Origin of the sequence: Paracoccus shanxieyensis, from assembly GCF_009711265.1 — a bacterium.
Taxonomy (GTDB): domain Bacteria; phylum Pseudomonadota; class Alphaproteobacteria; order Rhodobacterales; family Rhodobacteraceae; genus Paracoccus; species Paracoccus shanxieyensis.
In genome coordinates, this window is sequence record NZ_WMII01000001.1 from 42,550 (window position 1) to 65,006 (window position 22,457).

At 65.2% G+C, this 22,457-nt stretch carries 21 protein-coding genes and 1 tRNA gene; 9 read left to right on the forward strand and 13 right to left on the reverse strand.

Annotated features, from left to right (window positions below; genetic code table 11):
- Positions 1 to 16 precede the first annotated feature (16 nt).
- The 5 genes from GL284_RS00225 to GL284_RS00245 all read right to left on the reverse strand — a co-directional run bounded on the left by GL284_RS00225 (position 17) and on the right by GL284_RS00245 (position 5,775).
- Positions 17 to 535, reverse strand: a complete 519-nt coding sequence (locus GL284_RS00225) for a sarcosine oxidase subunit gamma (RefSeq protein WP_155042642.1) — start codon at positions 533 to 535, stop codon at positions 17 to 19.
- Positions 528 to 3,446: a sarcosine oxidase subunit alpha family protein gene (locus tag GL284_RS00230; protein WP_155042643.1), complete on the reverse strand. Its 2,919-nt coding sequence runs from the start codon at positions 3,444 to 3,446 to the stop codon at positions 528 to 530. Before GL284_RS00230 ends, GL284_RS00225 begins: the two co-directional genes overlap by 8 nt.
- Positions 3,443 to 3,820 carry a sarcosine oxidase subunit delta gene (locus GL284_RS00235; protein WP_155042644.1) on the reverse strand — a complete coding sequence of 126 codons (378 nt, stop codon included), beginning with the start codon at positions 3,818 to 3,820 and terminating at the stop codon, positions 3,443 to 3,445. The genes GL284_RS00230 and GL284_RS00235 overlap by 4 nt, the downstream gene beginning before the upstream one ends.
- A gap of 256 nt (positions 3,821 to 4,076) precedes the next feature.
- Positions 4,077 to 4,337, reverse strand: coding sequence for a flagellar basal body-associated FliL family protein (locus tag GL284_RS00240; protein WP_155042645.1), 261 nt, complete (start codon positions 4,335 to 4,337; stop codon positions 4,077 to 4,079).
- 166 nt (positions 4,338 to 4,503) lie between these two features.
- Positions 4,504 to 5,775, reverse strand: coding sequence for a sarcosine oxidase subunit beta family protein (locus tag GL284_RS00245; protein ID WP_155042646.1), 1,272 nt, complete (start codon positions 5,773 to 5,775; stop codon positions 4,504 to 4,506).
- A gap of 206 nt (positions 5,776 to 5,981) precedes the next feature.
- Here GL284_RS00245 and ccmI point away from each other — a divergent pair, with 206 nt between their 5' ends.
- Genes ccmI through GL284_RS00260 form a run of 3 tightly spaced genes read left to right on the forward strand, consistent with a single transcriptional unit; the run spans position 5,982 to position 7,836 of the window.
- Positions 5,982 to 7,199, forward strand: coding sequence for a c-type cytochrome biogenesis protein CcmI (gene ccmI / locus GL284_RS00250; protein WP_155042647.1), 1,218 nt, complete (start codon positions 5,982 to 5,984; stop codon positions 7,197 to 7,199).
- A complete protein-coding gene (gene ruvX / locus GL284_RS00255; protein ID WP_155042648.1) occupies positions 7,196 to 7,663 on the forward strand; it encodes a Holliday junction resolvase RuvX in 468 nt (155 codons plus the stop codon). Before ccmI ends, ruvX begins: the two co-directional genes overlap by 4 nt.
- A complete protein-coding gene (locus GL284_RS00260) occupies positions 7,660 to 7,836 on the forward strand; it encodes a DUF1289 domain-containing protein (RefSeq protein WP_155042649.1) in 177 nt (58 codons plus the stop codon). The genes ruvX and GL284_RS00260 overlap by 4 nt, the downstream gene beginning before the upstream one ends.
- Before the next feature lie 4 nt (positions 7,837 to 7,840).
- Here GL284_RS00260 and GL284_RS00265 read toward each other — a convergent pair whose 3' ends face one another.
- The 5 genes from GL284_RS00265 to GL284_RS00285 form a co-directional block, all read right to left on the reverse strand.
- Positions 7,841 to 9,991 (reverse strand): esterase-like activity of phytase family protein, encoded by a 2,151-nt coding sequence (locus GL284_RS00265; RefSeq protein WP_155042650.1) that lies wholly within the window; start codon positions 9,989 to 9,991, stop codon positions 7,841 to 7,843.
- 92 nt (positions 9,992 to 10,083) lie between these two features.
- On the reverse strand, positions 10,084 to 10,434 hold the full coding sequence (locus GL284_RS00270) for a hypothetical protein (RefSeq protein WP_155042651.1): 351 nt from the start codon (positions 10,432 to 10,434) through the stop codon (positions 10,084 to 10,086).
- Positions 10,434 to 11,345 (reverse strand): DnaJ C-terminal domain-containing protein, encoded by a 912-nt coding sequence (locus tag GL284_RS00275; RefSeq protein ID WP_155042652.1) that lies wholly within the window; start codon positions 11,343 to 11,345, stop codon positions 10,434 to 10,436. The genes GL284_RS00270 and GL284_RS00275 overlap by 1 nt, the downstream gene beginning before the upstream one ends.
- A gap of 152 nt (positions 11,346 to 11,497) precedes the next feature.
- The gene (gene mog, locus GL284_RS00280; RefSeq protein WP_155042653.1) at positions 11,498 to 12,019 is read right to left on the reverse strand and encodes a molybdopterin adenylyltransferase; all 522 of its coding nucleotides are present in this window, start codon (positions 12,017 to 12,019) and stop codon (positions 11,498 to 11,500) included.
- 48 nt (positions 12,020 to 12,067) lie between these two features.
- Positions 12,068 to 13,297 carry an argininosuccinate synthase gene (locus GL284_RS00285; RefSeq protein WP_155042654.1) on the reverse strand — a complete coding sequence of 410 codons (1,230 nt, stop codon included), beginning with the start codon at positions 13,295 to 13,297 and terminating at the stop codon, positions 12,068 to 12,070.
- 194 nt (positions 13,298 to 13,491) lie between these two features.
- On the opposite strand from GL284_RS00285, the gene ilvA reads away from it, so the two are divergent.
- Positions 13,492 to 14,730 (forward strand): threonine ammonia-lyase IlvA, encoded by a 1,239-nt coding sequence (ilvA, locus tag GL284_RS00290; RefSeq protein ID WP_155042655.1) that lies wholly within the window; start codon positions 13,492 to 13,494, stop codon positions 14,728 to 14,730.
- Positions 14,731 to 14,747: 17 nt separating this feature from the next.
- On the opposite strand, the gene GL284_RS00295 is transcribed toward ilvA, so the two are convergent.
- A complete protein-coding gene (locus tag GL284_RS00295) occupies positions 14,748 to 15,086 on the reverse strand; it encodes an Hpt domain-containing protein (protein WP_155042656.1) in 339 nt (112 codons plus the stop codon).
- A 120-nt stretch (positions 15,087 to 15,206) separates the two neighbouring features.
- Here GL284_RS00295 and GL284_RS00300 point away from each other — a divergent pair, with 120 nt between their 5' ends.
- Complete coding sequence (locus GL284_RS00300; RefSeq protein ID WP_155042657.1) at positions 15,207 to 16,469, forward strand: PP2C family protein-serine/threonine phosphatase; 1,263 nt, start codon at positions 15,207 to 15,209, stop codon at positions 16,467 to 16,469.
- Between the two features lie 8 nt (positions 16,470 to 16,477).
- Here the strand turns inward: GL284_RS00300 and GL284_RS00305 are convergent, their stop codons facing one another.
- Positions 16,478 to 16,918 (reverse strand): NUDIX domain-containing protein, encoded by a 441-nt coding sequence (locus tag GL284_RS00305; RefSeq protein ID WP_155042658.1) that lies wholly within the window; start codon positions 16,916 to 16,918, stop codon positions 16,478 to 16,480.
- A gap of 164 nt (positions 16,919 to 17,082) precedes the next feature.
- A tRNA-Leu gene (locus GL284_RS00310) sits at positions 17,083 to 17,167 on the reverse strand.
- A 228-nt stretch (positions 17,168 to 17,395) separates the two neighbouring features.
- On the opposite strand from GL284_RS00310, the gene GL284_RS00315 reads away from it, so the two are divergent.
- The 4 genes from GL284_RS00315 (at position 17,396) to GL284_RS00330 (ending at position 22,454) form a co-directional block, all read left to right on the forward strand.
- Complete coding sequence (locus GL284_RS00315; protein WP_155042659.1) at positions 17,396 to 18,991, forward strand: GMC oxidoreductase; 1,596 nt, start codon at positions 17,396 to 17,398, stop codon at positions 18,989 to 18,991.
- Between the two features lie 35 nt (positions 18,992 to 19,026).
- Positions 19,027 to 20,019, forward strand: a complete 993-nt coding sequence (locus tag GL284_RS00320) for a complex I NDUFA9 subunit family protein (RefSeq protein ID WP_155042660.1) — start codon at positions 19,027 to 19,029, stop codon at positions 20,017 to 20,019.
- Positions 20,019 to 20,822 carry an undecaprenyl-diphosphate phosphatase gene (locus GL284_RS00325; RefSeq protein ID WP_155042661.1) on the forward strand — a complete coding sequence of 268 codons (804 nt, stop codon included), beginning with the start codon at positions 20,019 to 20,021 and terminating at the stop codon, positions 20,820 to 20,822. The genes GL284_RS00320 and GL284_RS00325 overlap by 1 nt, the downstream gene beginning before the upstream one ends.
- A gap of 150 nt (positions 20,823 to 20,972) precedes the next feature.
- Complete coding sequence (locus GL284_RS00330; protein WP_155042662.1) at positions 20,973 to 22,454, forward strand: NAD(P)-dependent oxidoreductase; 1,482 nt, start codon at positions 20,973 to 20,975, stop codon at positions 22,452 to 22,454.
- Positions 22,455 to 22,457: the final 3 nt, after the last annotated feature.

Sequence of the window (22,457 nt, forward strand, 5' to 3'; positions counted from 1 at the left end):
GACACGAAGCGGTCAGTCAGCGCGGATCAAGCTGCGTGCCCGCACGCGCCGCCGTCTGCAAAAGCCCGCGCAGATAGTCCCCGACCGAGCGGAAGCCGATCAGCACATAGCCGCCTTCACGCCGCCAGACGCCGCAGGCGACCTGCGCCGCGCGGGTCCGGCGCATCCCGTCGGCGGGCATGGCCGCCAAATCCGCCGGGCACAGCTTTTGCAGAACCTGCAAGGCCTGCGCGCCGTCAATGCTGAAGGCCGCGCGCATGTCGCTGACATCCACCACCAGCGCATGGCTGTCGCCAAGCGCCTGGGTCAGCGCAGCGGCGGTCTCGGCGGCCTCGGGCTTGGGCAGGATCAGCAGCAATTCGTCATGGGACATCCAGCACAGGCTGCGATTTCCGTTGACCGACACGCTGGTCTGGTCGGGCATCCCGACGCCCACGGCCTTGGCGATCACATCGCCAAGCGCCGCCAGATTGGCGCGGATCTGAATCATGCCCAGATCCTGAAGTTGGGTGATTCGTGCCAGCGTCTCAGCCATTCGCCCGGCTCCCTTCCTTGTCGTAAAAGACCGGATCGACGATCCGCGCCTTATAGCTTTCCACGCCCTGCACCGGGAATTCCAGCACCTCGCCCATGCGGTCGGGACCGTGCTTGACCAGACCCATCGCGATGGGCCTCGACAACGTCGGCGACACATAGGTCGAGGTGACCCGCCCCTGCACATTGCGCTGGCCATTGGCATTCTTGCCCTCGGCCACGGCATAGACGCCATCGGGCAACATGCGGCCATCGACGCTTTCCAGACCCACCAGCTTCCAGCGGTCGGGGCTGGCCATGAAGCCGCGTTCCTGCGCGCGCTTGCCGATATAGTCGGGCTTTTTCTTGCTGATGGCCCAGGACATGCCCAGATCCTGCGGGATCACCGTGCCGTCGGTTTCGTCGCCGATCATGATGAAGCCCTTTTCGGCGCGCATGACATGCATGGCTTCGGTGCCATAGGGCGTCACGTCCAGATCCTTGCCCGCCGCGTGCAGCTTTTCCCAAAGCTCCAGCCCGCGCCCCGCAGGCACCGCCACCTCGAAGGACAGCTCGCCCGAGAAGCTGATGCGGAAGACGCGGGCGGGGATGCCTGCGATCTGACCCTCGGCCCATTGCATGAAGGGCAGCGCCTCGGCTGACAGGTCCATGCCGCCCAGCCGTTCCAGCAGCACGCGCGCCTTGGGGCCGACAACGGCGACCTGCGCCCATTGCTCGGTCACATTGGCGGTATAGACCTTCCAGTCCCACCATTCGCATTGCAGCCAGTCTTCCATATGCGCGTGCATGCGGTCGGCGCCGCCGGTCGTGGTATGGACCAGCCACGTGTCCTCGGACAGCCGCGCGGCCACGCCGTCATCCACAAGGAAGCCGTTTTCGTTGCAGATCAGGCCATAGCGGCATTTGCCGACGGGCAGCGTCGACATCATGCCGGTATACATCATATCCAGGAACTTGCCGGCATCCGGCCCCTTGACGATGATCTTGCCCAGCGTCGAGGCGTCCAGCGTCCCGACCGAGGCCCGCACCGCCCGGATTTCGCGCGCCACCGCGTCATGCGGCGTTTCCGCGCCGCGCAGATAGCAATAGGCGCGACGCCAGTGGCCGACGGGTTCCCAATGCGCGCCATGCGCCTCGGACCAGTCGTGCATCGGCGTCTTGCGCAGCGGCTGGAACAGATCGCCCTGCGCTTCGGCGGCAATGGTGCCAAGGGTCAGGGGCGTGTAGGGCGGACGGAAGGTCGTCGTGCCGGTCTGCGGGATCGGCTGGTTCAGCGCCTTGGACAGCACGGCCAGACCATTGATATTGCTGATTTTTCCCTGATCCGTCGCCATGCCCAGCGTGGTATAGCGCTTGGTGTGTTCGACCGACTGATAGCCTTCCTGCGCGGCCAGTTCGACATCCGACACTTTCACGTCGTTCTGGAAATCCAGCCACATCTTGAATTTCATCTTGCGGGTCGCGTTGACCGGCATGACCCAGACCGGCAGCAGCGGCTGCTCCTCGGGCGCGCCGACCAGCAGATCGCCCGAAGCCGCGCCCACGGTCGAGGCCATGGCCAGACCGTCCTTGCCGGTCGGCGGGCGGTTCGGATCGGGGGCGAACATGGCGCGATCCTCGTGCCAGTTCAGCTTGCCGCCGCAATGGCTCCACAGATGCACCACGGGCGACCAGCCGCCCGACATGGCGACGCAATCGGCGGGGATGATGTCCTGCACATCGCCCGACCCGGCATGAGAGCAGATCTTCACATCCTCGACCGCATGGCCGCCACGGATCCCGGCAATGGCCGTGCCGGTCAGGACGCGGACGCCGCGCGCACGCACCGCCTCGGGCAGCGGGCCGGTGGCTTCGGGTCGCGCGTCGATGACGGCGGGCACCGACAGACCGGCATCCAGCGCGGCCAGAGCCGTGCGATAGGCGTCGTCATTATTGGTGACGACGACGACCCTGCGACCGGGGGCCACGCCGTAATCGACGATGAAATCGCGCACGGCGGATGCCAGAATGACGCCCGGCACATCATTGCCTGCAAAGCTCAGCGGCCGTTCCAGCGCGCCGGTGGCGACGACGACATGGCCCGCGCGGATGCGCCACAGGCGCTGGCGCGGCAGGCCCGCATTCGGATCGTGATCGGCAATTGCCTCGCGTGCCAGCAGATAGCCGTGGTCGTAAAGCCCCGTCGCCATGGTCTGGCGGCGCAGCGTCACATTGGGCAGCGCGCGCAGGTCGGCCAGCAGGGCATCGACGCGGGCCTGACCCTCGGCATGGTCGGTGGGCGTGCGACCGCCGAATTGCGGGGTCTGTTCCAGCACGATCACCGATTTTCCGTCGCGCGCCGCCGTCAGCGCGGCGTCCAGACCTGCGACGCCGCCGCCCACCACGACCAGATCGGCATGGGCGTAAGCCTGTTCATAGGTATCGGGATCGGCATCGACCGGCGCCTTGCCCAAGCCGGCCGAGCGGCGGATGATCGGCTCGAACAGATGCTTCCATGCCGGGCGCGGATGAATGAAGGTCTTGTAGTAAAAGCCCGCGGGCAGAAAGCGATACAGCCAGTTGTTCACCGCGCCGATATCGACATTCAGACTGGGCCAGCAATTCTGGCTGGTTGTCACCATGCCGCCCACCAAGGGCGTGGTGGTGGCGCGCTGGTTCGGCTCGAACCGGCCGGCCTGACCCAGACCCAGCAGGGCGTTGGGTTCCTCGGCGCCCGAGGCGACGGGGCCGCGCGGGCGGTGATATTTGAACGACCGCCCCATCATCAGCTGGCCGCTGCCCAGCAGGGCCGAGGCGATGGTGTCGCCCTGAAGGCCGCGCAGCTGGCGGCCATCGAAACGGAACGGCAGTTGATATGCGCGGTCGATCAGGCGGCCGCCCTGAGGCAGACGGAAGGGTCCGGTATCGCTCATTCGGTCAGGCTTTCGGCAGGGGTGGTCGTGGGTGCTGCGGCGGGGGCTTCGGTCCAGTCGGGCTGCCAGTCCGGGCGCTTGGCGCGGATGGCCTCGACGATCTGGGCGGTGGGATGCGGCGTCTGGGCGCGGTAGGTGCCGAACACCTCCAGCGTGACGGTATCGCGGGCGGCAAGGAACCACTTGCCGCAGCCATAGGCATGGCGCCAGCGTTCGAAATGCACGCCCTTGGGGTTCTTGCGGGCGAACAGGTAGCTTTCGAAATCCTCATCCGACGAGCCGGGGCCGAAGCGTTTCAGATGCGCTTCACCGCCGGGGGCCAGCTCGGTCTCTTCGGCGCTGATGCCGCAATAGGGACAGGTCAGGGTCAGCATGGGTCACTCCTTCGGCGGCAGGCCGCGCACGGCATTCGGCGCCCAAGCCAAAGGCCGGACGCGTGTCTTGTCAGTCAGGGAAATGGGAAATGATGCCGGAATGCGGCAGGGCTGTGCGCCGGACAGGCCGGACAGCGGGCTTTTGCGGATCGCCGGAACCACGCCCCGACCGATCATTGGAAATACAGGAACCGAGGGGCGCGTGTCCCCCCGGACCTCTGTAGAGAAGGCACCCGAAAGTGCCGGGCCGATGCCCTTAGTTTGCCGGTGCGGTGGTGCCGCCAGCAGGTGCTGCGGGATCAGCCGGAGCGGGCGTGGCCGGTGCAGCGGGCTCGACGCTGACAGCCGGATCGTCAGCCGGTGCTGCGGGCGTTTCCATGGTTGTGGCGGCGCCGGTCTCTGCGGGTGCGGTCGCTTCGGGCGTGGTGCCCGAGGACATGAACCAGTAGATGACGGCCAGCACAACGACGATCGCGCCGATGATGAGCCACGTGTTGCTCTTGTTCTGTTCGGCCATGAAGAAAACTCCTTGGTCATGGTGTCGTGCGGGAACAATGCACCATCACCCAAAGAGTTCCATTGAAATCGCAGCACTTTTCCGGCGCGCGCGGCTATGGGGCGGGCTTGGGCGGAAACCCGCCCCCCGCCGTCCATGCCCAGCAGGATATCGCGCGCCCGGATCATCAGTGCGCAACCCCGGCCGCGACGCTTTCGTCGATGAAGCGGCCTTCCTTGAAGCGGTTCAGCCCGAATTCCGCCGCCAGCGCGCCGGGACGGCCATTCGCCACCAGCTCGGCCATGGCCCAGCCGGAACCGGGGATCGCCTTGAACCCGCCGGTGCCCCAGCCGCAATTGACGAAGATGCCGCCGACCGGCGTGGTCGACAGGATGGGCGAGCGGTCGCCGGTCATGTCCACGATCCCGCCCCATTGCCGCAGCATTTTCAGCCGCGACAGCATCGGGAAGGTTTCGACCAGCGCGCGCACGGTTTCCTCGACATGGTGCCAGGATCCGCGCTGCGAATAGTTGTTGAAACCGTCGGTGCCGCCGCCGATCACCATCTCGCCCTTGTCGGATTGCGACAAATAGCCGTGGACGGTGTTGGCCATGATGACCAGATCGCAGCAGGGCTTGATCGGTTCGGAGACCAGCGCCTGCAGGGCCAGCGATTCAATCGGCAGACGGAAGCCCGCCATCTCGGCCAGAACCGAGGAATGGCCCGCGACGATCATCGCCAGCTTGTCGCATTCGATCCGGCCCTTGCCGGTGTTCACGGCGCGGACCTGACCATTTTCGGTCTCGACCCCGGTGACTTCGCAGTTCTGGATGATGTCCATGCCCATCGCGGAACAGGCGCGGGCATAGCCCCATGCCACGGCATCGTGGCGTGCCGTGCCGCCGCGCGCCTGATACAGACCGCCCAGAACCGGATAGCGCGGGCCGTCGATATTGATGATCGGCAGCATCTCCTTGATCTGATGCGGCGTGACCCATTCAGTCGCCACATCCTGCAACTGGTTGGCATAGACGGTGCGCTTGTAGCCCCGGATCTCATGCTCGGTCTGGGCCAGCATCAACAGGCCGCGCGGGCTGAACATGACGTTGTAGTTCAGATCCTGCGACAGGCCCTCATACAGTTTCAGCGCCTTGTCATAGATCGCCGCCGACGGATCTTGCAGATAGTTCGAGCGGATGATCGTGGTGTTGCGACCGGTATTGCCGCCGCCCAGCCAGCCCTTTTCGATGATCGCGATATCGGTGATGCCGAAATTCTTGCCCAGATAATACGCCGTGGCCAGCCCGTGCCCGCCCGCGCCGACGATGACGACCTTGTATTTCTTCTTCGGCTCGGGACTGGTCCATGCGCGTTTCCAGCCGCTATGCAGGCGCAGCGCCTCACGCGCGATGGCGAAGACCGAATATTTGCCGGTGCTGTTCGTGGGGGATGCGGACATGGGCAGACCTTTCGCGACTCGTCGTGCTGCACAGTGCCTTTTTCGGCCCCGCCGGGGCAAGCCAAGTTGCGACGGCAAAATTGTCGGAATGCGTCAGCCGAAAGCGCAGATCTTCTGCGCGGGCATAAGACCTTTTGCCACGGCGGTTTGACTTTTTCCGACCGCGTAAACCCGTTATGAACAAAGACTGGGGAAGGGAGTTGCCGATGTTCTGGATCATCTGCGCCGGTCTGGTGGCCATCACCGCCACGGCCATCGCCGCGCCTTTGCTGCGACGGCGCGATCTGGGCAGCCAGCCCGCCGCCGCCTATGATCTGCGGATCTATCGCGACCAGCTGCGCGAGGTCGAGCGGGATCTGGAACGCCGCCTGATCGAACCCGCCGAGGCCGAGCGTCTGCGCGCCGAAATCGGCCGCAAGGTGCTGACCGCCGACCGGGCCTTGCAGCGCGAAACCGCAGACCGCCGCACCCCCGGCGGGCGCGTGGCCGTCGCCGTGCTGGCGCTGATCCTGCTGGGCGGCGCCGCGCTTTATGCCCGCATCGGCGCGCCGAACCTGCCCGATCAGCCCATCGCGAAGCGCATCGCGCTGGCCCAGCAGACCTATGACAACCGCCCCAGCCAGTCCGAGGCGGAAGCCGCCGCACCCAAGCGCCCGCCGCCCGAAACCGACGCCGAATATCGCCGGCTGATCGAACAGCTGCGCATGGCGGTCGCCAACAATCCCGACGATCCGCAGGGCCAGACCCTGCTGGCCATGCATGAACAGCGTCTGGGCAATCTGCTCGCGGCAAAACAGGCGCAGGCCCGGCTGGTCGCGCTGAAGGGCGATCAGGCCAGCGCCGCCGACCATGCCCAGCTGGCGCAGCTGACCATCGAGGCCGCGGGCGGTCTGATCACCCGCGACGCCGAGGCGGAACTGGCCCGCGCCTTGACGCTGGATCCCAGGGACGGCCATGCGCGCTATCTTGAAGGGCTGCTGCAGATCCAGAATGGCCGCCTCGACCGCGCCTTTCCGATCTGGGCCGGGCTCTTGGCCGAAAGCCCGGACAACGCGCCATGGACCGCGACCCTGCGCGAAGCGACCCCGGATCTGGCATGGTTCGCCGGTCAGCCCGACTATACCCCGCCCGAGCCGCGCCGCAGCCTGCCCGGCCCGGATGCCGACGCGATGGCCGCCGCACAGGACATGACCCCGCAGCAGCGCGAAGACATGGTGCAGGGCATGGTCAAGGGCCTCGAGGAACGGCTGGCCACCCAAGGTGGTGCGCCCGAGGAATGGGCGCGGCTGATTTCCGCGCTTGTCGTCATCGGCCAAAAGGATCATGCACAGACCATTCTGGCCGAGGCACGCACGCGCTTTGCCGCCACGCCTGAAGCATTGGCCCCGATCGAGGCCGCAGCACAGCAATCGGGACTGCAATGATCTTTCAGACTGCCGAAGAATTCGTCGCAACTCTGCCCCGCGCCGGGGCGCTGGCCGGGCTGGATCTTGGCACCAAGACCATCGGCGTGGCGGTCAGCGACGGGCTGCGTTCCGTCGCGACGCCGCTGTCGACCATCCGGCGCGAGAAATTCACGCTGGACGCGCAGGCGCTTTTGAAGATCGCGGATGAGCGCGCCTTGGTCGGGCTGGTGCTGGGCCTGCCGCGCAACATGGACGGCACCGAAGGGCCGCGCGCGCAGTCGACCCGCGCCTTCGCCCGCAATCTGGAACGGCTGACGCCGCTGCCCATCACCTTCTGGGACGAACGCCTGTCCACCGTCGCCGCCGAACGCGCCCTGCTTGAGGCCGACACATCCCGCAAGCGCCGCGCCGAGGTCATCGACCATGTGGCGGCGGGCTATATCCTGCAAGGGCTGCTGGACCGGCTGCGTCATCTGGGATGATCGCCAGCCCCTGCGTCAACATCTGCCAGATCGACCCCGACAGCGGGCTGTGCATCGGCTGTCTGCGCACATTGGATGAAATCGCACGCTGGGGCGGGATGACGGACGGTGAAAGGCAGGCGATCATGGACCGCCTGCCGGAACGCAAAAGGGCCGGATCAGACCGGCCCTGAGCGGTCAGGGCTTGAACGACCAGAAGAAGGTTTCGCCCGAGCTGTCATCCACACCGTCATTGTCGGTCACGACATAGAACGTGCCATCGGGCGTGATCGCCATGCCCTCGACCTTGTCCTGCACATAGCCGTTCCACTGTTTCAGGTCGGGGATCAGATCGCGCACCAGCGTCTTGGTCACCAGCGGCAGATCGCCCCCCAGCGGCGCAGGCTTCAGATCGGCCAGCGCGACCGAGGTCACGGTCTTCAGCTTCGCCGCCTGCCCGATCAGGTTGTCCCGCTCGATCAGATACATCTGGTCGCCATGAATGGCGATTTCCGACAGACCGACCCAGCCCTCGCCCGTTTCCAGCGGGTAACGCACGCCGGACCATGCGCCGGAGGCCGGGTTGAAGTTCAGCAGCTTGGTCTGGCCCTTGGGATCGTCCTTCCATTCGCGCTGCACGGCCATCCACAGGCTGCCATCGGCGGCCAGCGCAATGCCCTCAAGCCCGAAGCGGGTCGAGCCTGCCACCAGATCGGCGGGCAGTTCGATCTGCTGCTGGATCGCGCCTTCGCCGTTCACATGCAGGATCTGATGCGGGATGTCCTTTTCCGGATTGCCCTCGCTTGCCAGCCAGAAGCCGCCCTGACCGTCGGCGGTGATGCCTTCAAGATCAAGGTTCTCGGCGGGCTGGCCGTCCTTGGTCACGACTGTCTTGTCAGAGATCCTGGCGGGCGTGGTGCCGGTCTGGATGCGATAGATCGCGGGCTGCTTGCCGTAAACGCTGTCGCTGACGGCATAAAGCACGCTGGGGTCGGTCGGATCGACGGTCAGACCCGACAAAGCCGACCAGCCCATCACCTGATCCGAGGCAAGGGTCGGATAAACCGGCGTGCCTTCGGCGCGCTGGAAGATCATGACATGGGCGCGCGCGGCACCGTCTTCGCCCAGATCGGTTTCATTGGCGCTGGCAAACAGGTTGCGCTGCGGGATCGCGACCAGACCTTCCGGCCCGATGCCCGAGGGCAGGATCTGCCGCAGCACCGGCTGCGCCGGGTTCGCCACGTCATAGACGCCGATGGCGCTGCCGCGCTCCGAGCCGACGAACAGCAGTTTCTGGCCATCGAATTCGGCGTATTTCAGCGCCTCGGGCTCGACGCCTTTCTTGTCGGACCGCTTTTCGGGGTAATGGCCGATCTTGATCAGCTCATGTTCAAAGGCCGGGCCGGATTCATAGACGACCGAGCCGTCGCGGTTCCAGATCGTGAACCCGCGCGAGCCGCCCTTGTAATCGCCTTCGTTCGCGGTGGCGAAATGGTCGTTGTCCAGCCACGCCACCGTATCGGGTTCGCGCGGCACCGCCTTCAGCGCGCCGGTGAAATCCAGCTTGCCATCGCGTTCGGTGTCGATGCCGTCCAGATCCACCGTGCCCGCGCTGAAATGCGAGGCGATCTGACCATCCGCGCCGATCACGACGATGTGGTTGTTTTCCTGAAGCGTGACGACCAGATCGCCATTCGCATTGAAGTCCACATATTCCGGTTCGGGATCGTCACCGCCTTCGGCGGCAAGGCCGGTCAGCTCGATCCGCTGCAGATTGCCGCAATCCGCCTGCCCGTCGCGGATGGGCAGACGGACGACAAAGCCCGCCGGCATCTGCGGCAGGGCGCCGTCATTCACCTCTTCGTCGCGCTCATTCTCGATGGCGACGGCCAGCATGTCACCGCGGGGCGACAGGGCGACCGAATCCGGCTGACCGCCCAGATCGCAATTCGCCACCACCTGCTTCGTCGTCAGATCGACGCTGCGCAACACGCCCGAGGGCGCGACATAGCTTTCCGAGGTATTGACGCCGACAAAGGCCATCTCGCCCAGAACCACGGTGGTCGTCGGCTCGCCGTCCATGGCGATATTGCCCAGCGGCTTCGGCGCTGCGGGATCGGCGATGTCGATCAGGCCGATCGCGCCCAGCGGCGCGTCGGAATAGATCAGTTCCATGCCATCCGCCGTCGCCGTCATGATCTCGGACGAGGTTTCGCGGCTGCGATCCTGATCCTGCGCCATGTTGTCGACGGTCGCGAAGCTGGAGATGCGGTTGAACACCGGCTCAGCCATGGCGGGCATCGCCGCAGCCAGCGCCAAAACCGAACAGAAAGTCAGACGAAACGTCATATGTCCCTCAAGGATGGTGGGAAAATCCTTGCGGGGTTTGCGGGGCGCGAGTGACAGGAACTTGTCGGAATCACGACCGTTGCGTGACTTTTTCAGTTCCTGACGACGATGCGCACCTCGCGGATCGCGCTGCGCAGGCGTTCGCGCGTCTCGACCGGCTCGCGTGCGACGGCATCCAGCATCGCGTGCATGTCGCCGCGCAGGCCGTGCAACTGATCAACCAGCGACAGGACCATGGCCAGCGCCTCATCGTCCAGATGATAGCCCTCGGCTAGATCCACGACCAGTTGCAGCCGCGCGATGTCCAGCTGGCGAAACAGCGGCCCGGTTTCGGATTGCACCGGAACCACGACGCCCGAGCGGATATAGCTCTCAAGCTGCTCCGGTCCCAGATCGGGCAATTCGGCCAGCACCTGCGTCAGGGTGAAATGCCTGCGCGTCATCATCCCCTCCTTGGATCATAGGCGTTCTGCTGGCGCCAGTTCTGCATGAACTCGGCCAGATCGTCGTCGATGCGGGCGGGCATGACGATCTTCAGCACGACATGCTGATCGCCGCGCTGGCCGCCCTCGGCCTTAAGCCCGCGTCCTTTCAGACGCAGCTTCTGCCCCGAGCTTGCGCCGCGCGGAATGGTCAGCATCACCGGCCCGTCGATGGTCTGCGCCTCGACCTTGCCGCCCAGCACCGCCTCGTCGATGGTGATGGGCAAGGTGGTTTCGATATCGTTGCCGTCGCGCCGCCAGTCGGGATCGTCGGCCACCACCAGCGTCAGCAGCGCGTCGCCCGGCTCACCGTCGCCATAGCCCGGCGCGCCCTTGCCGCGCAGGCGGATGATCTGGCCTTCATGCGCGCCGACGGGGATCTTGACCTCCAGCACCGCGCCATCGGGCATGGTGATCCGCTGCGAGCCGCCATGAACGGCGGTCATGAAGCTGATCTCCAGCGTGAAGCTTTGATCCTGCCCGCGCATGTCGAAGCCCCGCGCCTGACTGGCGCGCCGCCGCCCGCCCTGCTGGCCGAACAGATCCGCGAACACATCCGACATCTCGTCGAAATCCTGCGGCCCGCTGCGGCGATAGGGGTTGTCGCCCGCCTGCGCATATTCGCGGTAATAATGCCGCTGCGGCCGTTCCTGACCCGAGGCATCGATTTCGCCCTTGTCGAAGCGCGCGCGCTGGTCGGCATCCTTCAGCAGATCATAGGCCGAGGACGCCGCCTTGAAGCGTTCATGCGCCGCCGGGTCAGGGTTCAGGTCGGGATGGTCGGTCTTGGCAATCCGGCGATAGGCCTTCTTGATGTCGTCCTGCGTGGCGGATTTCTCCAGCCCCAGCGCCTTATAGGGATCGTCGGCCATTCCCGCTGCGTCCTTCCAGCTTGTCCACGGCGAACGCGGCACCGCCGCTGCCGTTCCCGCCTATGGGACATCAGCTTGACGGGTTTGTCCAGTTCAGGACGCAAGCGGGCGCGCCCGCGCACCGAAGGCCCCTCGATGGGGCCGCCGGGGCGTCATGCGCCGGGACGGAAGGCCTTGATCCGCGCCGGGTCGGTCTCGATCCGGGCCGCGCCGATCAGATCAAGGCAATAGGGCACGGCGGCAAAGACCGCATCCAGACAGGTCGCAATGGCTGCGGGCTTGCCGGGAATGGTGATCATCAGCGTCTGGCCGCGGATGCCCGCGGTCTGGCGCGACAGAATGGCGGTCGGCACCTCGCGCAGGCTGGCGCGGCGCATTTCCTCGCCGAAACCAGGCAGTTCCTTTTCCATGACATCGGCCAGCGCCTCGGGCGTCTCATCGCGCGGCGCGGGGCCGGTGCCGCCGGTGATCAGGATCAGATCGCTGCTGTCGCACAGCCTGCGCAGCGTCGCCGCCACGCCATCGCGCCCGTCGGGCACGATCACGCGCGTGATCTCGATCTGCGAGGTGATGGTGGCGCGCAGCCATGCCTCGGCCCCCGGTCCGCCCTTGTCCTCATATTCGCCCCGGCTGGCGCGGTCGGAGACGGTGACGATGGCGATGCGTGCGGTCATGACGGCCCCGATGAAAAAGGCCGCGAGGATCGCTCGCGGCCGTCTGGTTTACTTGGCGACGCGGGCGTTGCGCGTGGCGATCAGCTTCAGGCGCAGCGCGTTCAGTTTGATGAAGCCCGCCGCGTCCTTCTGATCGTATGCGCCGGCGTCTTCCTCGAAGGTGACATGCGCCTCGCTGTACAGCGTGTGATCCGACCAGCGGCCGACGCAGCTTGCCAGACCCTTGTAAAGCTTCAGCCGGACGGTGCCGGTGACATGCTCTTGCGACTTGTCGATCAGGGCCTGCAGCATCTCGCGCTCGGGGCTGAACCAGAAGCCGTTATAGATCAGTTCGGCATAGCGCGGCATGATCGAGTCTTTCAGATGGCCCGCGCCTGCATCCAGCGTGATCTGTTCGATGCCGCGATGCGCCTCCAGCAGCACGGTGCCGCCGGGGGTTTCATAGATGCCGCGCGACTTCATGCCGACGAAGCGGTTTTCCACGAAATCCAGACGCCCGATGCCATGCTTGCCGCCCAGTTCGTTCAGCTTGGTCAGGATCGTGGCCGGGCTCATCGCCTGACCGTTGATCGCGGTGGCATCGCCTTTTTCAAAGGTGATCTCGATGAATTCCGGCTGATCCGGCGCCTCTTCGGGCGACACGGTGCGCTGATAGACATATTCCGGCGCGGCATCGGCGGGGTTTTCCAGCGCCTTGCCCTCGCTCGAGGTGTGCAGCAGGTTCGCATCGACGCTGAACGGCGCCTCGCCGCGCTTGTCCTTGGCGATCGGGATCTGGTTTGCCTCGGCGAATTCCAAGAGCTTGGTGCGCGAGGTCAGATCCCATTCCCGCCAGGGCGCGATCACCTTGATCGAGGGATCCAGCGCATAGGCGCTGAGTTCGAACCGGACCTGATCGTTGCCCTTGCCGGTCGCGCCATGCGCCACGGCATCGGCGCCATGCTTGTGCGCGATCTCGACCAGATGCTTCGAGATCAGCGGGCGCGCGATCGAGGTGCCCAGCAGATACAGCCCCTCATACAGCGCATTGGCGCGGAACATCGGGAAGACGAAATCGCGCACGAATTCCTCGCGCACGTCGACGATATGGATGTTTTCCGGCTTGATGCCCAGCAGTTCCGCCTTGGCGCGCGCAGGCTCCAGTTCCTCACCCTGCCCCAGATCGGCGGTGAAGGTAATGACCTCGCAGCCATATTCGGTCTGCAGCCATTTCAGGATGATCGAGGTATCCAGCCCCCCCGAATAGGCAAGGACGACTTTCTTCGGCGCGTCGGTCATGCGGTGAACCCCCAAGGCAAATTTCGGCAGGGAATAGGACCATTCGCCGGTTGTCACAAGGGGATGGGGTCACGAATCCGTCTTGCCGCGCGGTTTCGCCCGGCATCCGCCATCGCCGCCGTCATCATGACCGACGCGGGCCGGCGCCATCCTCCCCCTTGCCAAATGCCTGAAATCGCGCGATGGGCGACGGTATGGAAAACTTTGCTGCCTCTGTCCGCCAGGCAGAGGTCGCGCTGCGCGACCTCTTCGAGCCGACCCCGCTTCAGAAGAACGACCACCTTTCGGCGCGTTACGGTGCCGAGATCTGGCTGAAACGCGAAGATCTGACGCCGGTGCGCAGCTACAAGCTGCGTGGCGCCTTCAACGCCATGCGCAAGATCGCGGGCGGTGCGGGCGGGCATTTCGTCTGCGCCAGCGCCGGGAACCATGCGCAGGGCGTGGCCTATGCCTGCCGCCATTTCGGCGCGCGCGGCACGATCTTCATGCCGGTGACGACGCCGCAACAGAAAATCGCCAAGACCCGCATCTTTGGCGGCGATGCGGTCGAGATCGTGCTGACCGGCGATTATTTCGACCAGACGCTGGCCGCCTCGCAGGAATTTGCGCGGGCGCAGGGCGCGACCTTCCTGTCGCCCTTCGACGATCCCGACGTGATCGAGGGGCAGGCGACGGTGGGGCTTGAGATCCTGTCCCAGCTGGGCGGCGCGCCCGATCTGGTCGTGCTGCCGGTGGGCGGCGGCGGCTTGGCTTCGGGCATCACCGCGCTTTTTGCCGAGCTTGCGCCCGCCACGCAGGCGGCTTTCGCCGAACCCGAGGGCGGCTCCAGCCTGCGCGAGGCGCTGGTGACCGGCAGCCCCGTCACGCTGCCCGCCGTCGATACCTTCGTCGACGGGGCCGCGGTTGCCCGGATCGGCGCCCTGCCCTTTTCGATCCTGTCGCGGTTCCGGCCCGGACAGGTCCATGCCGCGCCCGAGGATCGCATCTGCGCCACCATGCTGGACATGCTGAACATCGAAGGCATCGTGCTGGAGCCTGCGGGCGCGCTGGCCGTCGACGCGCTGCGCGACATTCCCGATCTGGCGGGAAAGCGCGTGGTCTGCGTCTGTTCGGGCGGGAATTTCGATTTCGAGCGTCTGCCCGAAGTCAAGGAACGCGCCCAGCGATTTTCCGGGCTGAAGCGGTATTTCATCCTGCGGATGCCACAGCGCCCCGGCGCCCTGCGCGATTTTCTGGAATTGCTGGGGCCGGATGACGATGTGGCGCGCTTTGAATATCTGAAGAAATCCGCGCGCAACTTCGGCTCGATCCTGATCGGGATCGAGACCAGCCATCCCGACAATCTGGACCGGCTGCGCGCCCGGCTTGAAGAGGCGGGCATCGGCTATCGCGACATCACCCGCGATCCGGTGCTGTCGGAATTCCTGATCTGACAGGGCAGGCTGCGGCGTCAGGCGCGTCGCAGCGCCCCTTCCGTTTCCAAAGCGCCGATCATCATCTGCTTGGATGACGAATAGCATTGCATCACTTCGTCAAGGTTCAGCCGCGCCACCTTGCCGGTCAGCGCAATCCTTTCGCCTTCGTCGCACAACACGCCAAAGCCCCGAAATCCCAAATTCCACGCGCAGCCTTTCAAAAAGTGCAGGTCGGTTGCCAATTGCGCAGGATGGCCCTTGGACAGGCGCATGATGACGCCTTCGACCTCGTCGAGAAACAGCTCGAGGATCAGCGCGAATTCGTCGTCACCGACCTCAGTTCGCAGTTCACGGATGCGGTCCCAATCCAGCATTAAGCAACCCCAGGGAGAATCATGTATTCAACCTAGCATAGAGTTCCTCTCTTGCGGGTTAATGGGAACAATTGTCTGAATTAACGGAGTCTTCAGCGTCGATGGATTACAGATCGCGTCATGATGATTCCGAACGCCCATCCTGCAAGCCCCTCGCCCGCTGTCTGGCGGCTGGTTCTGCTGGTCGATGACAGCCGGGCGCAGCGCCGCACGCTTGCCGTGCAACTGATGCGCGCGGGCTATGACGTGCTGGAGGCCGCGAATGCGGATGAGGCGATGCAGATCTGCATCGAACGGCGCCCGGATATCGTGATTTCTGACTGGATGATGCCGGGCCGCTCGGGGCTGGAATTCTGCCGCAGGTTTCGCGACATGCAGGCGGACCGCTATGGCTATTTCATCCTGCTGACCTCGCGCAATGAAAAGAAAGACGTGGCCGAGGGGCTGCGCGCGGGGGCGGATGACTTTCTGACCAAGCCCGTCTCGGGGGCGGAATTGCTGGCGCGGCTGTCGGCGGGCGAACGCATCCTGCGCATGGAAGACAGCCTGCGCTTGGCCAATTCCCAGTTGAAACAGACGCTGACGCAGTTGCGCGAAACCCAGGCCGCCATCGACCGCGACCTGCGCGAGGCGCAGCGTCTGCAACAGGGGCTGGTGCGTGAACGCAACGGCCGGTTCGGCGATTGCGATCTGTCGCTGCTGATGCGGCCCGCCGGCCATATCGGCGGCGATCTGGTGGGGTTTTTTCCGATCAATGAACACCGGGTCGGACTGTTCGGGCTGGATGTGTCGGGGCATGGCGTGGCGGCAGCCCTGCTCAGCGCCCGGCTGGCCGCGCTGCTTTCGGGGGACAAGGAACACAATATCGCGCTGCGGCTGAACGATCAGGGGCAATCCGACGCGAGATCGCCCGCGCAGGTCATGCGGCATCTGAACAAGCTGATGATCGACGAATTGCGGACCGATGCCTATTTCACCATGGTCTATGCCGATCTGGATTTCGCCACGGGCACCGGGCGGCTGGTTCAGGCCGGGCACCCGCATCCGGTGCTGCAACGCCCTGATGGCAGCCTGCACCTGCTGGGAAAGGGCGGCATGCCGGTGGGCCTGTTCGCCAATGCCGAGTTCGACGAGGTCGAGTTCACGCTGGCGCCCGGTGACCGCCTGTTCATCAGTTCGGACGGGCTGACGGACAGCGAAAACCCGCGCGGCGAAACGCTGGGCGACGAAGGGTTGCAGGCGATCATGCGCACCAACGCCATGCTGCGGGGCAGCGCATTGCTGGAATCGATCTGTTGGTCGGTGGCGAATTTCACCGCCGGAAAGCGCAAGGACGATATCTCAGCCGTTCTGGTTGAACGGAATGACATCAGACAGGACTGATCCCGCGATCAGCGCCCGCGCAGATAAGCCGCCGCAAACGCCCGGCAGCCCGGATCGGCAAGCTCATGCGCGACTTCGGCCAAGGGGAACCAATGGGCGCTGTGATTGGGTTCGGTGGGCGGGCCGATGCGCCGGATGGGACGTGCCAGCCAGATCGAACACAGCTTTTCCGCCCAGAACCCGTAATCCGGCATATAGCAGAACCGGCGATAGATCCCCAGCCGCCGAGGCGTCCCGATGGTCCAGCCGGTTTCCTCATAGACCTCGCGGTGCAGCGCGGCCTGCGGCGATTCGCCCGGATCTATGCCGCCGCCGGGAAGCTGGAATTCGGGCTCGGCCCCGCCCTGAAAGGTCAGCAGCGCCGCGCCGTCGCGGATCAGAAGCGCATAGGCTCCGGCGCGCAGGCGATAGCGATGCGGGCCGGGCGGCGGGCCGAAACGGGGAATCATGCGGCGTTCTCCTGCGGGGTGGCGTGATGGGGCGAAGACCGTCTTGCCGCAAGCGGAAAGTCAAGCGGGGCCGTGGCGCGCGCAGGCCGCGCAAGGTCGTAGAACCGCGCGGGCCTGAAATGCAAAACCCTCGCAAATCCAAGGATTTGCGAGGGTTTTGTTCTTGGTGCCCAGGAGAGGACTCGAACCTCCACGCCTTGCGGCACACGGACCTGAACCGTGCGCGTCTACCAATTCCGCCACCTGGGCAGGTGGTGTGAGCGGGGTGATTAAAGGCAGTTGCGGGGGGCGTCAATGGCCCGAATGAAGAAATTTCGCGCTCACGTCATTTTTTCTTTGCACGGCCGCCCGAACCTCGTTGAAAGGGGAAGGCAGGCACGCGCGCTGTCCTTTCGGCCAGCTTGCCGCAGCCTTGCGCCAGCCATAAGAACGGCTGGCAATTACCGATAATTTTTTGATGATGAACGGGTTCTGCTGATGGAAGACCTTACTGCCCGGATCTGGGATGTCATCGTGATCGGCACCGGCATCGGCGGCGGCAGCGTCGGCCGCCTGCTGGCCGAACGGGGGCTGTCCGTCCTGTTCGTCGAAAAAGGCACCGATCTGGGCGACAGCCGGATCGAAGGGCTGGCCATCGACACCGCCGACCCTGCGGCACGCGCAGCGAATGGCGCTTGGCCGCGTCTGATCAATGCCGAACTTGACGGCACGACCTACCAGCTGGACGGCATGATCGGCGCCGGGGTCGGTGGCACCTCGGCCTATTACGCGGCCACGCTGGAACGCCCCGAGCCGCATGATCTGGACCACAGCAACGCCCATCCGCATCCGACCGGCGGCTGGCCCGTGGGCTATGAGCAGATGCGCCCGTGGTTCGAGAAGGCCGAGACCTACTTCGAAATCAGCGGCGAGCCCGACCCGCTGGACCCGATCCCCGCCAATCTGCCCGCGCCGCCGCGCGCCCTGCCCGCCTCGGATGCGGCGCTGATGCAGGATCTGCGCCGCGCGGGCATGCACCCCTATCAGACGCATATGGCCGCGCGCTTCGTGCCGGGCTGCCTGAGCTGCTTTGGCCAGCGCTGCCCGAAACGCTGCAAGATGGACGGGCGCACGGCGGGTGTGCTGCCCGCGCTGGCCACGGGGCGCGCCGCGTTGCTGGACCGTTGCAGCGTGTCCCAGATTCAGGCGGATGCGACGGGCGTGCAGTCCCTGACCTGCCGCCGCGACGGGCAAGAGCTGCAGTTGCGGGCGCATCGCTATGTGCTGGCCGGGGGCGGGCTGGGCTCGCCGTCGCTGCTGCTGCGGTCGAAGAACGAATATTGGCCCGACGGTCTGGGCAACCGCAATGATCTGGTCGGCCGCAACCTGATGTTCCACCTCAGCGAGATCATCGCCATCTGGGCCGGGCGCACCAAGGGCGAAAGCGGGGCCTCGCGCTCGATCAGCATGCGCGATCTGTATTACATGCAGGGCGAACGCTTCGGCACGGTGCAATCCATGGGGCTGGTCGCGGGCTATGGTGAGATCCTGCACGCCATGAACAGCCGCTTCGACCGCTCGCCGCTGCGCAAGCTGCGGCCGTTGCGGCTGGGTCTGCGCCTGCCTGCGCGGGTCGCAGCACAGGCGCTGGGTCAGGCCAAGCTGTTCGTCGGCGTTCTGGAAGACCTGCCTTATGCCAGCAACCGGGTTCTGATCGACGACAAGGACGAAGACCTGCTGGGCTTTCAGTATACGGTGTCGGATGAACTGCAGCGCCGCCGCGCGGCGTTCCGGCAAGCGATGCGCGCGGCGTTCCGTCCCAACCGCGCCATGTTCATGGGTCAGGCGCCGCAGCTGAATTTCGCCCATCCCTGCGGCACGCTGCGCTTTGGCGACGACCCCGCGACCAGCGTTCTGGACCGCGACTGCCGCGTCCATGGGCTGGAAAATCTTTACGTCACCGATTCCAGCTTCATGCCCACCTCGAACGGGGTCAATCCCAGCCTGACCATTGCCGCCAATGCCTTGCGGGTCGCCGACCGCATTGCAGCCTCGATGCAGCCACGGCTTGCCGCGTCGGGTCAGCTTGGGTAATGAGCGGTAAAGCACGCCAAGAAGGAGCGATAGCCATGTCCGCAGCCAAGCTTGTCACGATCTATGGCGGGTCCGGTTTTCTTGGGCGGCAGATCGCCCGGGTTCTGGCAGCGCAGGGCTGGCGTGTCCGTGTCGCGGTGCGGCGCCCGAACGAGGCTGGCGTGGTGCGCACCTATGGCGCCCCCGGCCAGATCGAGCCGGTCTTCTGCAATGTGCGCGACGACGCCTCGGTCGCAGCCTGCATGACCGACGCACAGGCCGTCATCAACTGCGTGGGCATTCTGGTCGGCGAAGGCAAGAACACCTTTGACGCCATTCACGATGAGGCCGCCGGTCGCATCGCGCGGATTTCGGCCCAGCAGGGCACGCCGCGCTTTGTGCATGTCTCGGCGCTGGGGGCGGATGCGGCATCGGACAGCCTCTATGCCGCCTCGAAAGGCCGGGGCGAGGCTGCGGTGCTGGCCGCGCGGCCCGATGCCGTGATCCTGCGCCCGTCGATCATCTTCGGCTCGGACGACAATTTCTTCAACCGCATCGCCAGCATGACGCGCTTCGGGCCGGTGCTGATGGTGCCGGGGGCCGATACGCCGGTGCAGCCGGTCTATGTGATGGACGTGGCCAATGCCGCCGCGATGGCCGCCGAGGGCAAGGCCGAGGCCGGGATCTACGAACTGGGCGGCCCGGATGTGATGACCATGCGCGAGGTGGCCAGGCTGGTCCTGCAGGCCACGGGTCGCCGCCGCGCGGTGATGGCGCTGCCCGGTCCGCTGGGCGGCGGGCTGGCCGCGGTGCTGGATACGGTGCAGACCGTCAGCGGCGGGCTGCTGACCAACCGCGTTCTGACGCGCGACCAATTGCGATCGCTGAAGGCTCCGAACCGAGTCGGCGACAGCGCCAAGACCCTGGAGACCCTGGGTATCGAGCCGACCGCCGCCCCGGCGGTCATTAACGAGTATCTGTGGCGCTTCCGTCCCTCGGGTCAGTATGAGGCGATGACGGCGTCCGCCAAGAACCTGCGCCGGAGCTGATGGAACATAATACGATTGTCGCCGCGATCCTTGGTCTGCTGGAAGGCTTGACCGAGTTCATTCCCGTATCCTCGACCGGCCACCTGCTGCTGGCCGGGCATTTTCTGGGCTTCGATTCGCCCGGCCGCGCCTTCGAGGTGCTGATTCAGGCCGGGGCCATTCTGGCCATCCTTGGCGTCTATGCCACGCGCCTGTGGCAGATCTTTTCGACCGCAGGCAGCGATCCGCGTTCGCGCCGGTTCATCCTTGCGGTTCTGGTGGCCTTCCTGCCCGCCGTCATCATCGGCGTCATGGCGCATGGCATCATCAAGAACATCCTGTTTGAAACGCCCATGCTGGTTGCGGTGATGCTGATCATCGGCGGCTTCATCCTGCTATGGGTGGACCGCATGGACATCACCCCGCGCTATCACGCCGCCGAGGACATCCCGGTCGGCACCGCTTTCAAGATCGGGCTGATCCAGTGTCTGGCGATGATTCCCGGCGTGTCGCGGTCGGGATCGACCATCACGGGTGCGCTGCTTCTGGGCGCGGACAAGCGCGCTGCCGCCGAATTCAGCTTTTTTCTGTCCATGCCGACCATGCTGGGCGCGTTCTGCTATGATCTTTACAAGAACAAGGACATTCTGGACGCAGCAGCGCTGGGAAACATCGTCGTCGGCTTTATCGGCGCGTTCATCTCGGCTGTCATCGTGGTGCGTTGGTTGCTGAACTATGTCTCGGCGCATGGCTATGCCTTCTTCGCCTGGTGGCGAATCATCGTCGGAAGCGTGGCTTTGCTGGCTCTGCTGGCTGGTTGGTAAACGATGCTGACCTAAATTCGCGAACTGAAGGTGCCATTTTACGCTATCGCAGGTTAAAATCCGCATTTAGGTCAGCACGGTTGACTTTTAATCATCTTCGCCCTGTCTTATCAGGCTTTCAGTAAGCCTCGCTAGGAAGGACGCGCAGCCATGGCCACGCAGAAGATGCTCAAGTTCGTCACCCTGGGTCGGGAAATGCCCGAAAAGCGTGACGCGGCAGACCGCTCGGGCGATTTCCACGAGATCTATCGCGAATACGCCGCCGCCAAGGCGACCGAGCAGGCCAGCCGGTGCAGCCAATGCGGCGTGCCCTATTGCCAGTCGCATTGCCCGCTGCACAACAACATCCCCGACTGGCTGCGCCTGACCGCCGAAGGCCGGACGCAGGAAGCCTATCTGCGCAGTCAGGAAACCAACACCTTCCCGGAAATCTGTGGCCGCATCTGCCCGCAGGACCGCCTGTGCGAAGGCAATTGCGTCATCGAACAATCCGGCCATGGCACCGTCACCATCGGCGCGATCGAGAAATATATCACCGACACCGCGTGGGAAAATGGCTGGGTCAAACCGGCAGCGCCCGCGCAGGAACGCGCGGAATCCGTGGGCATCATCGGTGCGGGTCCGGGCGGGCTGGCAGCGGCGGACCGGCTGCGGCGCATGGGCTTTCAGGTCACGGTCTATGACCGCCACGACCGCGCGGGCGGGCTGCTGATCTATGGCATCCCCGGCTTCAAGCTGGAAAAGGACGTGGTGGAACGCCGCACCCAGCAACTGATCGACGGCGGCGTCGAATTCGTGCTGAACACCGATGTCGGCGTCGACCTCAGCTTTGATGCCATTCGCGGCAAGCATGATGCCGTGCTGATCGCCACGGGCGTCTACAAAACCCGCGATCTGGATCTGGACAATGCCGCGGCCAAGGGCGTGGTGCGGGCGCTGGATTACCTGACCGCCTCGAACCGGGTCGATCTGGGCGATGAGATCCCGGATTACGAAGACGGCGAGCTGAACGCCAAGGGCAAGCGCGTCGTCGTGATCGGCGGCGGCGACACCGCCATGGACTGCGTGCGCACCGCCATCCGTCAGGGCGCGCAATCGGTGAAATGCCTGTATCGCCGCGACCGTGCCAACATGCCGGGCAGCCAGCGCGAAGTGCAGAACGCCGAGGAAGAAGGCGTCGAATTCGTCTGGCTGTCCGCCCCCGGCGCATTTGCGGGCCATGTCACCGGCGAGGCGAAGGCCGCGCAGGAAATCGACGTGGCCGAAACAGCCATCGCCTCGGTCCGCATCCAGAAGATGCGGCTGGGCGCACCGGACGTGTCCGGCCGCCGCTCGCCCGAACTGATCGAGGGTGCGGATTACGACGAACCGGCCGAACTGGTCATCAAGGCGCTTGGCTTCGAGCCCGAGGAACTGCCCCGCCTGTGGGGCGTCGAGGGGCTGGAGACGACGCGCTTGGGCACGATCCGCGCCGATTACCAGACGCATCAGACCAGCCTGCCCGGCGTCTTTGCCGTGGGTGACATCGTGCGCGGTGCCTCGCTGGTGGTCTGGGCCATCCGCGACGGTCGCGAAGCGGCCGACAGCATCATGGGCTATCTGTCCGGCGCAGCCCGCGTCGCGGCGGAATAAAGG

Coding starts and splice junctions, on each gene's coding strand:
- GL284_RS00225 (WP_155042642.1), bottom strand. CDS start 535: ATGGCTGAGACGCTGGCACGAATCACCCAACTTCAGGATCTGGGCATG.
- GL284_RS00230 (WP_155042643.1), bottom strand. CDS start 3,446: ATGAGCGATACCGGACCCTTCCGTCTGCCTCAGGGCGGCCGCCTGATC.
- GL284_RS00235 (WP_155042644.1), bottom strand. CDS start 3,820: ATGCTGACCCTGACCTGTCCCTATTGCGGCATCAGCGCCGAAGAGACC.
- GL284_RS00240 (WP_155042645.1), bottom strand. CDS start 4,337: ATGGCCGAACAGAACAAGAGCAACACGTGGCTCATCATCGGCGCGATC.
- GL284_RS00245 (WP_155042646.1), bottom strand. CDS start 5,775: ATGTCCGCATCCCCCACGAACAGCACCGGCAAATATTCGGTCTTCGCC.
- ccmI (WP_155042647.1), top strand. CDS start 5,982: ATGTTCTGGATCATCTGCGCCGGTCTGGTGGCCATCACCGCCACGGCC.
- ruvX (WP_155042648.1), top strand. CDS start 7,196: ATGATCTTTCAGACTGCCGAAGAATTCGTCGCAACTCTGCCCCGCGCC.
- GL284_RS00260 (WP_155042649.1), top strand. CDS start 7,660: ATGATCGCCAGCCCCTGCGTCAACATCTGCCAGATCGACCCCGACAGC.
- GL284_RS00265 (WP_155042650.1), bottom strand. CDS start 9,991: ATGACGTTTCGTCTGACTTTCTGTTCGGTTTTGGCGCTGGCTGCGGCG.
- GL284_RS00270 (WP_155042651.1), bottom strand. CDS start 10,434: ATGACGCGCAGGCATTTCACCCTGACGCAGGTGCTGGCCGAATTGCCC.
- GL284_RS00275 (WP_155042652.1), bottom strand. CDS start 11,345: ATGGCCGACGATCCCTATAAGGCGCTGGGGCTGGAGAAATCCGCCACG.
- mog (WP_155042653.1), bottom strand. CDS start 12,019: ATGACCGCACGCATCGCCATCGTCACCGTCTCCGACCGCGCCAGCCGG.
- GL284_RS00285 (WP_155042654.1), bottom strand. CDS start 13,297: ATGACCGACGCGCCGAAGAAAGTCGTCCTTGCCTATTCGGGGGGGCTG.
- ilvA (WP_155042655.1), top strand. CDS start 13,492: ATGGAAAACTTTGCTGCCTCTGTCCGCCAGGCAGAGGTCGCGCTGCGC.
- GL284_RS00295 (WP_155042656.1), bottom strand. CDS start 15,086: ATGCTGGATTGGGACCGCATCCGTGAACTGCGAACTGAGGTCGGTGAC.
- GL284_RS00300 (WP_155042657.1), top strand. CDS start 15,207: ATGATGATTCCGAACGCCCATCCTGCAAGCCCCTCGCCCGCTGTCTGG.
- GL284_RS00305 (WP_155042658.1), bottom strand. CDS start 16,918: ATGATTCCCCGTTTCGGCCCGCCGCCCGGCCCGCATCGCTATCGCCTG.
- GL284_RS00315 (WP_155042659.1), top strand. CDS start 17,396: ATGGAAGACCTTACTGCCCGGATCTGGGATGTCATCGTGATCGGCACC.
- GL284_RS00320 (WP_155042660.1), top strand. CDS start 19,027: ATGTCCGCAGCCAAGCTTGTCACGATCTATGGCGGGTCCGGTTTTCTT.
- GL284_RS00325 (WP_155042661.1), top strand. CDS start 20,019: ATGGAACATAATACGATTGTCGCCGCGATCCTTGGTCTGCTGGAAGGC.
- GL284_RS00330 (WP_155042662.1), top strand. CDS start 20,973: ATGGCCACGCAGAAGATGCTCAAGTTCGTCACCCTGGGTCGGGAAATG.